Annotated in this window: 12 protein-coding genes and 1 other RNA gene; 11 read left to right on the forward strand and 2 right to left on the reverse strand. The window is 58.7% G+C overall.

The features are described from left to right. Positions 1 to 6 precede the first annotated feature (6 nt). On the reverse strand, positions 7 to 1,410 hold the full coding sequence (locus T3A99_RS18750; RefSeq protein WP_047229088.1) for a sodium-dependent transporter: 1,404 nt from the start codon (positions 1,408 to 1,410) through the stop codon (positions 7 to 9). Positions 1,411 to 1,528: 118 nt separating this feature from the next. On the opposite strand from T3A99_RS18750, the gene smpB reads away from it, so the two are divergent. Beyond that, positions 1,529 to 2,011 (forward strand): SsrA-binding protein SmpB, encoded by a 483-nt coding sequence (gene smpB, locus T3A99_RS18755; protein WP_047229073.1) that lies wholly within the window; start codon positions 1,529 to 1,531, stop codon positions 2,009 to 2,011. A gap of 154 nt (positions 2,012 to 2,165) precedes the next feature. Here smpB and T3A99_RS18760 read toward each other — a convergent pair whose 3' ends face one another. After that, on the reverse strand, positions 2,166 to 2,933 hold the full coding sequence (locus T3A99_RS18760) for an FCD domain-containing protein (protein WP_047229074.1): 768 nt from the start codon (positions 2,931 to 2,933) through the stop codon (positions 2,166 to 2,168). A 263-nt stretch (positions 2,934 to 3,196) separates the two neighbouring features. Here T3A99_RS18760 and T3A99_RS18765 point away from each other — a divergent pair, with 263 nt between their 5' ends. The 10 genes from T3A99_RS18765 to T3A99_RS18810 all read left to right on the forward strand — a co-directional run bounded on the left by T3A99_RS18765 (position 3,197) and on the right by T3A99_RS18810 (position 15,051). Beyond that, positions 3,197 to 4,891 carry a lactate permease LctP family transporter gene (locus T3A99_RS18765; protein ID WP_107321858.1) on the forward strand — a complete coding sequence of 565 codons (1,695 nt, stop codon included), beginning with the start codon at positions 3,197 to 3,199 and terminating at the stop codon, positions 4,889 to 4,891. A 151-nt stretch (positions 4,892 to 5,042) separates the two neighbouring features. Next, a complete protein-coding gene (locus T3A99_RS18770) occupies positions 5,043 to 5,867 on the forward strand; it encodes a (Fe-S)-binding protein (RefSeq protein WP_107321857.1) in 825 nt (274 codons plus the stop codon). Next, positions 5,864 to 7,321: a LutB/LldF family L-lactate oxidation iron-sulfur protein gene (locus T3A99_RS18775; RefSeq protein WP_047229077.1), complete on the forward strand. Its 1,458-nt coding sequence runs from the start codon at positions 5,864 to 5,866 to the stop codon at positions 7,319 to 7,321. The genes T3A99_RS18770 and T3A99_RS18775 overlap by 4 nt, the downstream gene beginning before the upstream one ends. Beyond that, positions 7,318 to 7,989 (forward strand): LutC/YkgG family protein, encoded by a 672-nt coding sequence (locus T3A99_RS18780; RefSeq protein ID WP_076383522.1) that lies wholly within the window; start codon positions 7,318 to 7,320, stop codon positions 7,987 to 7,989. The genes T3A99_RS18775 and T3A99_RS18780 overlap by 4 nt, the downstream gene beginning before the upstream one ends. Further along, positions 7,986 to 10,853, forward strand: a complete 2,868-nt coding sequence (locus tag T3A99_RS18785) for an FAD-binding and (Fe-S)-binding domain-containing protein (RefSeq protein ID WP_322834677.1) — start codon at positions 7,986 to 7,988, stop codon at positions 10,851 to 10,853. The genes T3A99_RS18780 and T3A99_RS18785 overlap by 4 nt, the downstream gene beginning before the upstream one ends. Before the next feature lie 96 nt (positions 10,854 to 10,949). Next, positions 10,950 to 11,237, forward strand: a complete 288-nt coding sequence (locus tag T3A99_RS18790; RefSeq protein ID WP_047229080.1) for a hypothetical protein — start codon at positions 10,950 to 10,952, stop codon at positions 11,235 to 11,237. A 99-nt stretch (positions 11,238 to 11,336) separates the two neighbouring features. Further along, positions 11,337 to 11,730, forward strand: a transfer-messenger RNA (tmRNA) gene (gene ssrA / locus T3A99_RS18795). A gap of 183 nt (positions 11,731 to 11,913) precedes the next feature. Then, on the forward strand, positions 11,914 to 13,170 hold the full coding sequence (locus tag T3A99_RS18800) for an integrase domain-containing protein (protein ID WP_322834678.1): 1,257 nt from the start codon (positions 11,914 to 11,916) through the stop codon (positions 13,168 to 13,170). Between the two features lie 165 nt (positions 13,171 to 13,335). Continuing rightward, positions 13,336 to 14,496: an STY4528 family pathogenicity island replication protein gene (locus T3A99_RS18805; RefSeq protein ID WP_322834679.1), complete on the forward strand. Its 1,161-nt coding sequence runs from the start codon at positions 13,336 to 13,338 to the stop codon at positions 14,494 to 14,496. A gap of 309 nt (positions 14,497 to 14,805) precedes the next feature. Continuing rightward, the gene (locus T3A99_RS18810; protein WP_322834680.1) at positions 14,806 to 15,051 is read left to right on the forward strand and encodes a hypothetical protein; all 246 of its coding nucleotides are present in this window, start codon (positions 14,806 to 14,808) and stop codon (positions 15,049 to 15,051) included. Positions 15,052 to 15,203: the final 152 nt, after the last annotated feature.

A 15,203-nucleotide genomic window follows, 5' to 3' on the forward strand; every position in this document is an offset into this window, starting at 1 on the left:
TAAGCGTCACTTCCACAGCTGGGCGGCAAACACTACAAGAATGCCGATGGGCGCTACATAGCGCATCAAGAACAGGCTCAAGGTAAACAGTACAGGGCTGCGCAACGACAATTCGTCACGCACCGCCTCACGCCCCATGACCCATCCTGCAAACACCACGAAACACAAACCACCCAGCGGCAGCATGATCCGTGATGTGAAGAAATCAATCACGCCGAAGAAATCCAGCCCTCCGGTTGCTCCCCACTGGTAGAGATGGAACATCCCGCCTTCGTTCACGAAAAACTTCGCTTGCTTCCATATATTGAAGGAAAACACCGTCCCCAGGCCAACGAACCAACAGGTAAAGGCCAGCCAGAACGTCACCCAGGCGCGACTGAGCCGGGTTCGCTCCACCAGATAAGCGACCATGGGTTCCAGCAGGGAAATGGCCGAACTCCAGGCAGCAATGGCCACCAGGAGAAAAAATACCACCCCCATGAATTGACCAAATGCCATGTTGCCGAAAGCGAATGGCAGGCTGACGAACATCAGCCCCGGCCCTTCGCTGGGGTTCAGGCCGGCGGCGAAGACAATCGGAAACAACGCCAGCCCGGCCAGCAACGATACAAAGGTATCCAGCAGCGCGACACCTACAACGGTCTTGGTCAGCGAGGCGCTCTTGGGCATGTAGGCACCATAGATCATGATCGAGCCCACCCCCACGCTCAGGGAGAAAAACGCATGCCCCATGGCCGGCAGCAGGCCATCCATGACTTTCTCCGGCTGGAAATCGAACATGAAGTGAACGCCTTCCATGAAGTGCCCGGTGGTCATGCTGTAGCCCAGCAATACCAGGATCATCACGAACAGCAGCGGCATCATTATTCGCAGGCTGCGCTCAAGCCCCGCAACCACCCCGCGGGCAATCACTACCGCAGAAAGCAGCATGAAAATCGTATGCCAAAGTGTCAGCCGCCAGGGATCGGAGATCACATCACCAAAGTAGGCGCCGACCTGATCGGGTGTCACCCCCTGAAAGTCCCCACGCCCCATATCGATGATGTAGTCCAGCGACCAACCGCCGACCACACTGTAGAAAGACAGGATCAGCAGCGCCGTGATCATTCCGGCAAACGCGCCCCACGACCACTTGGCCGAGTGCCCGGCCTCCACTGCCAGCACCTTCAGGGCATTGGCCGGGCTTTGCCGGGCGCGACGACCGATGAGGGTTTCGGCCAGCATCACCGGCGCGCCGATGAGCGCGATACACGCCAGAAACATCAATACAAAGGCACCGCCACCATAGACGCCGACCATGTAGGGAAATTTCCAGATACTGCCCAACCCCACGGCCGAACCGGTTGCGGCAAATATGAAGACCCAGCGGCTAGCCCAACTGCCGTGGACAGAAACCTTGTCTGTCGACATCGTGATCACGCCCAAGCGTTCGAAAAAGAGGCCGCATTGTCCGGGATTCATTCAACCTGCTCAAGCACGTAGCTTCACCGTAGCCGACACGCCCGCAACTGCCTATAATGCCGCCCCTATGGCTAAACAGAAGAAACACCCCACAGGGACCATCGCGCAAAATAAAAAAGCGCGACACGACTACTTCATCGAACAACGTTTCGAGGCTGGCATGGTCCTGGCCGGCTGGGAAGTAAAGAGCTTACGTGCAGGCAAGGCGCAACTGGTCGACAGTTATGTGCTGCTCAAGGACGGCGAGGCCTGGCTGCTGGGCAGCCATATCACGCCCCTGACCACCGCCAGCACCCACGTGATCGCCGATCCGACACGCTCGCGCAAGCTGCTGCTCAACAAGCGCGAGCTGGAAAAGCTCTTCGCGTCCGTGCAGCAAAAAGGCTATGCCTGCGTCTGCACGTCGTTGTACTGGAGCAAGCATTTGATCAAATGCGAAATTGCACTGGGCAAAGGCAAGAAGGAATACGACAAGCGTGATACCGAGCGCGAACGCGACGCCGGTCGCGAGCTGCAACGCGCGGTACGCAACAAGGGCAAGGAAGACTGATTCTTTCGCCTGGGTTATGCGTTCGCTGAAGATCCAATGTGGGAGCGAGCCTGCTCGCGATGACGGAGGCACATGCAACCTTGATGTGTCAGACAGACCGCTTTCGCGAGCAGGCTCGCTCCCACAGGGGTCCAATCACTATAGAACCCACTGACTACATCCCCTTGCGCCGCTCTGCCCGCGCCACCCGCTGCACTTCCTGACGCACCTCTTCCAACACCTCCTGCACATACAGAATATGCCGGCTGGAGACTTCCCGCGCCTGCTCGGCGTGCCCGCCCATAATGGCCTGGTACAACTCCCGATGCTGACTGATCAGCATGTCTCGGGTTTCGCTGCGCTGTTTGTACATGCCGCCAATGTTGGTGACGACGTTGCGCCTGAGCAGATCGAACAGACCCCGAATCGTATGCAGCAACACTGCATTGTGACTGGCTTCGGCGATGGCCAGGTGAAACCGCGCATCCGCCGCGCCCTCCTCAGCCCGACTCACATTTTCATGGCGTGAATAGCAATCCTGAAGCTCCTCGAACGCCGCCGTCAGCCGCTCGCGGTCCACGTCCGTGGCCCGCTGTGCCGCGTAGTAAGCGCAGGAAGCTTCCAGCGTATGGCGAAACTCCAGCAAATCACGTTGCGCTTCAGGATTGCTTTCCAACAACTGCAACAGGGGATCACTGAAGGTTGAGCCCAGCGACTCCACCACATAGTTGCCACCGCCCTGGCGGCTGACCAGCAAGCCCTTGGCCGCCAGTTTCTGAATCGCTTCGCGCAACGAAGGGCGTGACACGCCGAACTGCTCGGCCAAGGCACGCTCGGCGGGCAGGCGTTCGCCGGACTTCAGCGTGCCTTCAAGGATCATTCCTTCAAGCCGCTCGACAATATCGTCAGACAAACGGCGCTGACGAATCTGATCAAACCCCATAACTCGACTCTCCACGATCCCGACGGCTCGCCGGGCTCTCTATTCTCGCCTATCCGCGCCCCGCCGACACCCTCCACAAGCCACTTCGACCCACAGATCAGATGCCATCGGCCGCACTCATTCGACGAAAGTTTCAGAGCGGCAAATTGACATGCGACAACCAAGGCTTTTACCCTAGCCGACAGCGCTTGTAAATTGGTCTTACCAATTATCCAAAATCGCTGACCAGTGCCTGACCAACAACAATTAGGGGCCCACCCACTATGCAAACCTGGCAACAGCTCTACAGCCCGCTCGGCAGCCTCGGCTTGTCCGCACTTGCGGCCGTCATCCCCATCGTATTTTTCTTCCTGGCCCTGGCGGTGTTTCGCCTCAAGGGACATGTGGCCGGCAGCATCACCCTGGCCTTGGCGATTGCCGTGGCGATCTTCGCGTTTCAAATGCCGGCGGACATGGCGTTCGCTGCTGCCGGTTATGGTTTTGCCTATGGCCTGTGGCCTATCGCCTGGATCATCGTCGCGGCGGTGTTTCTGTACAAACTGACCGTCAAGAGCGGCCAGTTCGAAGTGATCCGCAGCTCGGTGCTGTCGATCACCGATGACCAGCGCCTTCAGGTGCTGTTGATCGGCTTTTGCTTCGGGGCATTTCTGGAAGGTGCCGCCGGCTTCGGCGCGCCGGTAGCGATTACCGCGGCGCTGCTGGTCGGCCTGGGCTTCAATCCCCTGTACGCCGCCGGCCTTTGCTTGATCGCCAACACCGCCCCCGTGGCCTTCGGCGCCCTGGGCATTCCGATTATCGTGGCCGGCCAGGTCACCGGGATCGACGCGTTCAAGATCGGCGCCATGACGGGCCGTCAATTGCCATTGCTGTCGCTGTTTGTACCGTTCTGGCTGGTGTTCATGATGGATGGCCTGCGCGGCGTTCGGGAAACCTGGCCGGCGGCGCTAGTGGCAGGCTTGAGCTTCGCCATCACCCAATACTTCACCTCCAACTTCATCGGCCCGGAACTGCCGGACATCACATCTGCCCTGGCCAGCCTGGTTTCCCTGACTCTGTTCCTGAAAATCTGGCAGCCAAAACGCACCGCAGGTGCCCAGATTGCCGGCGCCACCTCCAGCGCAACCATTACCGCCAGCGTCGGCGGTTTCGGCCAGCCACGCAGCACCGTGGCGTCCCCTTACAGCCTGGGAGAAATCCTCAAGGCCTGGTCACCGTTCCTGATCCTCACCGTGCTGGTGACGATCTGGACGCTCAAACCGTTCAAGGCGATGTTCGCCCCGGGCGGATCGATGTACGGCTGGGTGTTCAATTTCGCCATCCCACACCTGGATCAGATGGTGATCAAGGTCGCGCCGATCGTGACCAATCCAACAGCCATCCCGGCGATCTTCAAACTTGATCCGATTTCCGCCACCGGTACGGCGATTTTCTTTTCCGCATTGATCTCGATGCTGGTGCTGAAGATCAACCTCAGAACTGGTCTTACCACTTTAAAAGAAACCTTCTACGAGCTGCGTTGGCCTATCCTGTCCATTGGCATGGTGTTGGCGTTCGCCTTCGTCACCAACTTCTCGGGCATGTCGTCCACCATGGCCCTGGTGTTGGCCGGCACGGGCGCGGCGTTCCCGTTCTTCTCGCCCTTCCTGGGGTGGCTGGGAGTATTCCTGACCGGTTCCGACACCTCCTCCAACGCGCTGTTCGGCTCGCTGCAAGCCACCACCGCGCACCAGATCGGCGTCAACGACACATTGCTGGTGGCAGCCAATACCAGCGGCGGCGTGACCGGCAAAATGATTTCGCCACAGTCCATTGCCGTGGCCTGCGCTGCGACCGGCCTGGTGGGCAAGGAATCGGATCTGTTCCGTTTCACCCTGAAACACAGCCTATTCTTTGCAACGATCGTAGGCTTGATCACCTTGGCCCAGGCCTACTGGTTCACCGGCATGCTGGTGCACTAAGCACAACAGCTAACACCGAAAAAGAACGACGCCGAACCACGATTCGGCGTCTGCTATTGATAACCGGGTCTGCAAGGCTGCTGAAAGATTCCTTATCTATATTCAGCAGCCTCAGCGGACGGATAACCGGGACCACCCGGAGACACGCCTGATGAGCGAGCTTTTTTACAACGCCGTGCCGAATGCGACCCGTGTCGCCCCGCCATTGCCCGAGCCTCGGCAGTACCCCAGCAACAAGCCCGAACGGGTTTACCTGTTCGGAACCTGCGTGGTGGACCTGTTCTATCCCGAAGCCGGGATGGATGCGATTCATCTTCTGGAGCGCGAAGGGATCCGGGTGGACTACCCGCAAGGGCAGACCTGTTGCGGGCAACCGGCATACACCTCCGGTTACACCGAGCAGGCCCGGACGGTAGCGCGGGCGCAATTGGCGTTGTTTGCCGGAGATTATCCGGTGGTGGTGCCGTCGGGCTCCTGTGCCGGCATGCTGCGCGAGCATTATGCCGACCTGTTCAAGGACGAGCCCGATACGCTCAAACAGGTCCAGGCCCTGGCGGCCAGAACCTATGAATTGGCCGAGTTTCTGCTGTTTGTCTGCAAGGTGCAGTTGAACGACAGTGGCGAACCGGTGAAGGTCGCGCTGCACACCTCCTGCTCGGCACGACGGGAAATGAACACCCACCTGCATGGCCGCGCCTTGCTGGCGCAGCTGGACAACGTGGAGCGCGTCGAACACAGCCATGAAAGTGAATGCTGTGGGTTTGGTGGGACGTTCAGCGTTCGCATGCCGGATATTTCCGGCGCGATGGTGGCCGACAAGACCCGCGCGCTGAAGGAATCCGGCGCGCACCAGGTCGTCAGTGCCGACTGCGGTTGCCTGATGAATATCAATGGCGCCCTGGAGAAACAGCAGCAAGCATTACGCGGGCAGCACCTGGCGAGCTTCCTCTGGCAGCGCACCGGGGGTGTCGTATGAGCACACCGACGCTGATTCCAACCGTTGAGGTGCAGGAAGATTTTCGCGCCCGGGCCCACAAGGCGCTGGACGACACGCAACTGCGAAACAACTTTCGCACAGCGATGGATTCACTGATGACCAAGCGGGCAGCGTCCTTCAGCGATGCCCACGAAAGAGAACATCTGCGAGTGCTGGGCAATGCCGTCCGCGCTCGTGCGTTATCGAAGTTGCCCGACCTGCTCGAGCAGCTTGAAACCAACCTGACCCGCAACGGTGTGAAAGTACACTGGGCGGAAACGGTGGACGAAGCCAATGGCATCGTCCTCTCGATCATCCGCGCTCACGAGGCGCGGCAAGTGATCAAGGGCAAATCGATGGTCAGCGAAGAGATGGAGATGAACCATTTCCTCGAGGGTCGGGACATCGAATGTCTCGAGTCCGACATGGGGGAATACATCGTCCAGCTCGACCACGAGAAGCCTTCACACATCATTATGCCGGCGATCCACAAGAACGCCGGTCAGGTCGCGTCCTTGTTCCACGACAAACTTGGCGTGGAGTACACCAAGGACGTTGACCAACTCATTCAGATCGGTCGCAAGGTCTTGCGGCAGAAATTCTTCGAGGCTGACATCGGCGTATCCGGCGTCAACTTCGCCGTGGCCGAAACCGGCACGTTGCTGCTGGTGGAAAACGAAGGCAACGGGCGGATGTCCACCACCGTGCCACCGGTTCACATTGCCGTGACCGGCATCGAAAAAGTCGTGGAGAACCTGCGGGACGTGGTGCCGCTGCTCTCGCTGCTGACCCGCTCGGCCCTCGGCCAGCCGATCACCACCTACGTCAACATGATCTCCGGCCCACGCAAGGCCGACGAACTGGACGGCCCCCAGCAAGTGCACCTGGTCCTGCTGGACAACGGGCGCAGCCAGGCATTTGCCGACAGCGAACTGCGCCAGACCCTGAACTGCATTCGTTGCGGCGCCTGCATGAATCATTGCCCGGTCTACACCCGCATCGGTGGTCATGCCTATGGCGAGGTTTACCCGGGGCCTATCGGAAAAATCATCACGCCGCACATGGTGGGCCTGGCCAAAGTGCCGGACCACCCAAGCGCCTCTTCACTGTGCGGTGCCTGCGGCGAAGTGTGCCCGGTGAAGATTCCAATTCCGGCGCTGTTGCGGCGCCTGCGCGAAGAAAACGTCAAGGCACCGGACAGTCCGAACCCGGTGATGCGTGGCCAGGGCAGTAAGTATTCGCCCAAGGAGCGCTTCATCTGGAATGCCTGGGCCCGACTCAACAGTTCGCCGCGCCTGTATCGGCTGTTCGCTTTCCTCGCCACGCGCCTGCGCGCCCTGACGCCCGACAACGTCGGCCCATGGACGCAGAACCACAGCGCCCCCAAACCCGCCGCCCGCTCATTGCATGACCTGGCCCGCGAACACCTGAACCAGCAGGGAGACCGTCGATGAGCGCCAAGGACAATATCCTCGCCAAGCTGCGTAAAAGTCTGACCGGCACCACACCAGTGGCCGACAACTTCGATGTCGACCTGGTGACGAAAACCTATCGCTACGCCCCCGAGGAGCGCATCGCTCAACTGCGCAAACTGATGGAAGCGGTGCACACCGAGATCCATCTGACGTCTGGCGAAGGTTGGCCGGCGCTGCTGGCGCAGTTGCTGCGCGACCGTCAATTACCCAGCCTGCTCATCGCCCCGACGACGCCTCACGGGCAAAAAATCACACAGTTCTGGGCGAACAATCCCGAGCTGCCAACGCTCAAGGCCTACGACCGGCCTGTCGAGCAATGGAAAGCCGAACTGTTCAACGACACCCCCGCCAGCCTGACCGGGACCCTGGGTGCCATCGCGGCAACCGGCAGCCTGATTCTCTGGCCGACGCGGGAAGAACCGCGGTTGATGAGCCTCGTTCCGCCGGTGCATTTCGCTTTGCTCAAGGCCAGCGAAATCCGCGACAACTTCTATGAAGTGCAACAGGAATTCGCCTGGGCCCAGGGCATGCCCACCAACGCGCTGCTGGTCTCGGGTCCCTCCAAGACGGCCGACATCGAACAGGTGCTGGCCTATGGCGCCCATGGTCCGAAGGATCTGGTGGTTCTGATTCTGGAGGACCAATGACGCTTCCGGCCCCTTTCCTGCGCGACGTACAGCAGCTGATCCCGCAAAAGCGCCGTTTCGACGACCCGCTGTCGACCTTGGCCTTCGGCACCGACGCCAGTTTCTATCGGCTGATTCCGAAACTGGTGGTACGCGTCGAATCCGAAGATGAAGTGGTAGCACTGCTGCAACTGGCCCAACGCGACCAGGTCCCAGTCACCTTCCGCGCCGCCGGCACCAGCCTGTCCGGGCAAGCCATCAGCGACTCGGTACTGATCGTGCTGGGGGATAACTGGAACGCTCGCGAAATTCGCGGCGAGGGCATGCAGATCCGCTTGCAGCCCGGCGTGATCGGCGCCCAGGCCAATGCCTGGCTGGCACCGTTCGGCCGCAAGATCGGTCCCGATCCGGCATCGATCAACGCCTGCAAAATCGGCGGCATCGTCGCCAACAATGCCAGCGGCATGTGCTGCGGCACAGCGCAAAACACCTATCACACCCTCGCCGGCATCCGCCTGGTACTGGCCGATGGCACCCGTCTGGACACTGAAGATGAAACCAGCGTGGCGGCCTTTCGTACAAGCCATGGCGAACTGCTGGAACGTCTGGCAACCCTTGGCCGCGAGACCCGCGCCAACACCGAGCTGGCGGCTCGAATTCGCCACAAATACCGTCTGAAAAATACCACTGGCCTGTCGCTCAATGCCTTGGTGGATTACGACGAGCCTGTGGATATCTTGAGCCACCTGTTGGTGGGTTCCGAAGGCACGCTCGGCTTCATCAGCGCGGTGACCTACAACACCGTCATCGATCACCCGAACAAAGCCTCGGCGCTGATCGTCTTCCCGGACGTGGAAACCTGCTGCAACGCGGTCACGGTGTTGAAAAGCCAGCCGGTATCGGCGGTGGAGTTGCTGGACCGGCGCAGCTTGCGTTCGGTGCAGGACAAACCGGGCATGCCGGATTTCGTACAGCATCTGTCGACAAATGCCTGCGCCCTGCTGATTGAATCCCGCGCGGCTTCGTCATCTTTGCTGCAAGAGCAACTGGCCCGGATCATGGCATCGCTGGCCGGTTTCCCTGTGGAAAAACAGGTCGACTTCACCGAAGACCCGCGAGAAAACGCGCGACTCTGGGCCATCCGCAAAGACACTTTCCCTGCGGTGGGCGCGGTACGCAAAACCGGGACCACGGTGATCATCGAAGACGTGACCTTCCCGGTCGAGCAACTGGCCCTTGGCGTGAACCGCCTGATCGAGTTGTTCGACAAACATCACTACGACGAGGCGATTCTTTTCGGACACGCCCTGGAAGGCAATCTGCATTTCGTCTTCACCCAAGGCTTCAACAACGCCGAAGAAGTTGCGCGCTATCAAGCATTCATGGATGACGTGGCGCAGTTGGTGGCGGTGGAGTTCGGCGGTTCGTTGAAGGCCGAACACGGCACCGGCCGCAACATGGCGCCATTCGTCGAACTGGAGTGGGGCAGCGACGCCTACCAGTTGATGTGGCAACTCAAACGCCTGCTCGACCCTAACGGCATCCTCAACCCGGACGTGGTGCTCAGCGAAGATCCACAAATCCACCTCAAGCACCTCAAGCCGCTGCCGGCGGCCGACGAGATAGTGGACAAGTGCATCGAGTGCGGCTTCTGCGAGCCGGTCTGTCCGTCCAAAGACCTGACCTTAAGCCCGCGCCAGCGCATCGTGATCTGGCGGGACATCCAGGCGAAAAAGCGCGCAGGCATCGACACTTCAGCGCTGGAAACGGCCTACCAATATCACGGCATCGACACCTGCGCTGCCACCGGGTTATGCGCACAACGTTGCCCGGTCGGCATCAACACCGGCGAGTTGGTGAAAAAACTCCGTAGCCGCAGCGCAACGCGTACGAAAACCGCCGATTGGCTGGCAAGCAATTTCGCCATCGCCCTGCAAGGCGCACGCTTTACCCTGCACGTCGCCAACGGTGCCCGAATGCTGCTGGGCGCGCCGCGACTGGCCCGCCTGTCAGCCGGCCTGACCCGGCTGTCGAAGGGTCAGGTTCCCCAGTGGGACAACGCCATGCCGCAGCCGGAAAAAGCCATCCGCTTCAGCCCGGCCGTCTGCGACGAACGCCCGCGCGTGGTCTATCTGGCCGCGTGTGTGTCGCGCGCCATGGCGCCGGCGGCGGGTGACAAAGAACAGATGTCGCTGTACGAAAAAACCCAACGACTGCTGGAAAAAGCCGGTTATCAAGTGGTCTTTCCAGACAACGTGGACAGCCTGTGCTGCGGCCAGCCTTTCGCATCCAAAGGCTACGCGGAACAGGCCGAGCACAAGCGCCAGGAGTTGATCGGCGCCCTGCTCCACGCCAGCCGTGGCGGGATCGACCCGATCTACTGCGACACCAGCCCTTGCACGCTGCGCCTGGTCCAGGACCTGGGAAATGTTCGACTGGACCTGTACGACCCGGTGCGTTTCATTCGTACGCACTTAATGGACCGTCTCGAATTCACCCCGCAGGATGCACCGATTGCCGTACACGTCACCTGCAGCACCCAGCACCTGGGCGAGAGCCAGGCGCTGATCGACTTGGCGCGCAAATGCAGCAAGCAAGTCGTGATCCCCGAAGGCATCCACTGCTGTGGTTTTGCCGGAGACAAAGGCTTCACCACACCCGAGCTCAATGCCCACTCACTGCGAACCCTCAAGGATGCGGTGCAGTATTGCAGCGAAGGCGTCTCCACCAGCCGCACCTGCGAGATCGGTCTGACGCGCCATGGCGAAATCGACTACCACAGCCTGGTGTATCTGGTGGATCGCGTCACCCGGCCCAAATTCGCCGACGCTGAGGGGCTCCCCATCGCACCCGAAGAAAAATCGAATTCCTGCGTTTCGCTGTAGTCACTTGAATAGGCCCGACGCCGTCGGGCCCTTTATTGACTCGGGCCTGGCGGCGATGTCCGGCAGCACCGAGACCAAACGTTCAAGGAGATACACATGAAGCACACTGCATTTGCTGGCTTGTTCATTTCCGCTGCGCTGTTGGCCTCTCCGGTGTTCGCAGATAACCAGGCAGACCTTTGCCAGATCAATCTGCAGAAAATCAAAGACGCCCAGGTCAGCACCGAGCAGATGAGCGAAGGCATGAAAACCGAAATTGACGCCACCGTCGGACAAGCCACGGCGGAACAGGCCAAAGGCACCGAGGAAGGCACCAAGAACTGCATCTCGCTGACCACTCAGGCCATTCAGAAATTGCAGAACAACACCAAAGGCGATCAGTAGTAACCTCGCGTCAGGCCAACCTTCGGGTTGGCCTCAGCCGCGTATTGGCGTACACTGCACAGGCTTGTCGCTCCAGCTGATTCACGGAGCTACAGGCTCGGGGCCGTTTAGGATTCGACGCCGGTTGCGAAACTTTAGGTGCATGCCGAGTTGGTAACAGAACTCGTAAATCCACTGTTGCAACTTCCTATAGTTGCCAATGACGAAACCTACGGGGAATACGCTCTCGCTGCGTAAGCAGCCTTAGCCCTTCCCTTCTGGTACCTTCGGGTCCAGCAATCATCAGGGGATGTCCGTAAACCCAAAGTGATTGTCATATAGAACGGAATCGCCGTGCAGTACGTTGTGGACGAATCGGCTAAAACTTACACAACTCGCCCAAAGCACCCTGCCCGTCGGGTCGCTGAGGGTTAACTTAATAGACACGGCTAAGCATGTAGTACCGACAGCGGAGTACTGGCGGACGGGGGTTCAAATCCCCCCGGCTCCACCACTTCATCATCTAAAGACGTCCACGGACGTCTTTTTTTGTGCCTGAAATCCAGTAAATACGGGGGTTTCAGCGCCATTGAGCTCCACAGCGCTTCAGGCAGATCCATTTTGAAATGTATTCCAAGGCGTATTCCAAGCCCGTGACTGGTAAATTTTGGAATACACAAACAGCGTTGGAGTACCCATGGGAGCCCGAGCCACACGCCTTTCAGACCTGAAAATCAAAGCCGCCAAGCCCAAGGACAAGGACTACACATTGACCGACGGCGACGGCCTTCAGTTACGAGTCCGAACCAACGGTTCGAGGCTTTGGAATTTCAACTACATCCATCCCGTGACCAAGAAACGGATCAACATGGGACTGGGGACGTTCCCGGAACTCAGCCTGGCTCATGCGCGAAAACGCACGGTTGAGGCCAGAGAGCTGGTTGCCCAAGGACTGGACCCGAAAGAGCAACGCGATGCAGATCGCCAAGCGAAAAAAGCTGCGACAGAGCACACCTTTCAAAACGTGGCGACGGCATGGTTTGAACTGAAGAAAGATTCAGTGACAACCGCCTACGCTGAAGACATTTGGCGATCACTCACGCTTCACGTCTTCCCCGATTTGCACGCGACCCCAATTTCTGAAATCAGCGCTCCTCAGGTCATCAAATTGCTTAAGCCACTTGAGACCAAAGGCAGCTTGGAAACGGTCAAGCGCCTGACCCAACGCCTCAACGAAATCATGACTTACGGGGTGAACTACGGACTCATTCATGCCAACCCCCTGAGCGGAATACGATCGGTCTTCAAAAAACCAAAGAAGAAAAACATGGCGGCACTGCCCCCCGATGAGCTCAATGAACTCATGATGGCGATTGCCAACGCCAGCATCAAAAGAACCACCCGATGCCTCATCGAGTGGCAGCTCCACACAATGACTCGGCCAGCAGAAGCTGCGACCACCCGATGGGCTGACATCGACCTCAAGAAGAAGATCTGGACGATTCCACCTGAGCGAATGAAGAAACGTCGCACACACATCATCCCGCTCACGGAGCACGCTTTGGCGCTCCTGGAGACCATCAAGCCCTATAGCGGACACAGGGAGTACGTGTTTCCCTCCGACCGTAATCCGCGCACCCATTGCAACAGCCAGACCGCCAACATGGCGCTGAAACGGATGGGCTTCGAAGGGCGCCTGGTCAGTCATGGAATGCGCTCAATGGCGAGCACTATCCTCAATGAAAAGGGTTGGGACCCTGAGCTGATTGAGGTTGCACTTGCCCACGTCGATAAGGATGAGGTGCGTAGCGCCTATAACCGAGCGGACTACATTGAGCGCAGACGGCCTATGATGAAATGGTGGAGTGAGCACATACAGGGAGCAGCTACCGGCAATCTCTCGGTATCAGCAACCATCGAGAGCAGCGACCGGAAAGTAGTTGCCATACGCTGATGAAGGAGTGCCATCGGCTGATACGGAATAGCTTTTCACAATCGAACTGTCAGCCCTCAAACAAAACGGTGGTGATGCAAATCGCATTGTCGACTTACACGCAGGGTGATCCGCGATGAGATGTAGGGGAACGGGCCGTCGTGGTCCATACCTCGGAGTCATCTCATGGCAGACCAACGCACTCACCAGAACTCGCAAGACCAAGATGCTCTGCGCACCACCTTGACGGCGCTAATGCTCGATGTGCGCCTCACCCCCTTGGAGCGCAATGGCTGGCAGGTCTTGCACATGCTTCGCACTGCAGATGGCCTCAGCCCACTAGTGAACATGGGGCAACTGCGCCGTTACCTCACATGCACTCCCTGTGGGCAGCGCGCTGGCGCTGCAACGGCTTGGCGCGCTTTAGCGGTGCTGCGACTTACAGGATGGGTCAGCTTCGTGAGGCAACATTGCGATCTCCTGACTGGCAATGTTCAAAGCGTGTTGTATCGGGTCAATGAGCGCGCTCTAAGCTTCCATGAAGCTTGTGCTCTCGACGACAGCCTGGAGGAACTGATGGCTACCTGCATCGGCCATGAGAACAAACAGATCAAGCATCTTGCCGAGCACATTCTGGCGACCTCTGAGAACACGCCTGAACATCTCCCCATTGCCATCCGGGAGCAACGGAACAAAGACGATGAACCACCGCCCTCCGCGCCATCGCGGAAGCGTCCAACGGTCAATCGAACATCCACACCTAGTACTTTCACAGACAGATCGACCGTTACGCAGCAGACCAAACAGACTCGCCAGATACCTCGGGAGCAAGACCGTACGTATAAGCCGTATTTGTATAAAAAAGAACGTACGTACCGCGCGCATACGCGTGAGGAAAGCGATTCACCATCAGAGCCGCTGGCATTGCCGCCATGCCTGGCCAGCGCCAAAGCAGACCAGCAACGAGACGTGCTGGCGGCCTTGAAACGGTTGCCGTCACACCATCGCCAGGACGTGCTGGATGAACTACAAGCACGCAGCCAAAGCGGCACAGTACGCAATGTCGTCGCCTATTTCTTCGCCCTGGTGAAGCGTGTGTTGATCGGCGAGTTTCGCTTGTGGGCTGGCCGCAAAAAACAGGACCCGGCTGGCGAACCCGTCGTGATTCAGCCCGCACCTCGCGTTTACACAGATGTCCGCAAGAAGCCACCAGCGCACTCGGCATGGCGCGAAATTGGCCGGCCACACATTGCCAACATGCGCAAAATCCTGGCCGGTCCGAGGAACGCTGGAGATTTGGCTGCACAGGTGATGAAAAGCAAAGAGTGGCAGCCGTGCCCTGCCTAGAGGGCGCGTATTCAACGCCTGTAAACTCATGAATGCCCGGTGCTATTACCCAACATCAGGTAACACTCGATAGCCGGTTTGTGGATTGACAGCAAAACGTCCGCGGATGCATTTTTACAAGCGCATACCAGCCGTCAGGATCATCAAGACGGCGCTGCGGTTTTCCGCAGGATCCTCCCCATGACCGCATCGCTTCCGGCTACGCGGACAGTCGACTTGAGTGTCGATGGAAGCACGCTATTCCCACCCCACCCACGACGGGCCTTTCCCCGTCCGGGGGCAGGCCTTTCTTTGTTTTTGGAGGCCTTAATGAAAATTCGACTGGCAATGTATGAAGCACTGAAAGCGATTGACGTGCCTGAGCCGAAAATCGAAGCAGTAATCCAAGCCATGGAGCCGGCTCTGCCCCCATCTCCGGCAGTTAAATTCGATTCCGACATTGCACAATTTCGGGCAGCGTTATCTCAGATTGAGGTGAGTCTTACTATGAATATTGGCGTGATGATTTTCCTCGCGGTGGCGATTCTGTTCGCCGCAGTCGCGTTTATTCGTTAACGAGACCATCTTCTCCGTTGGTACCAGGAGCCACCTGTTCTAGGGCAGGTGGTTTTTTCTTGTGTACCAGTCGCTGGATTGCGTAGGCCATGTTTTCTAGGTGCTGGCGTTAGACCAGGTACAGACCTTCGGCCAAGGGCGGCTATCCGCCA

The sequence above is a fragment of the Pseudomonas sp. N-137 genome (assembly GCF_034555295.1).
In the GTDB taxonomy this organism is placed as follows: domain Bacteria; phylum Pseudomonadota; class Gammaproteobacteria; order Pseudomonadales; family Pseudomonadaceae; genus Aquipseudomonas; species Aquipseudomonas rhizophila.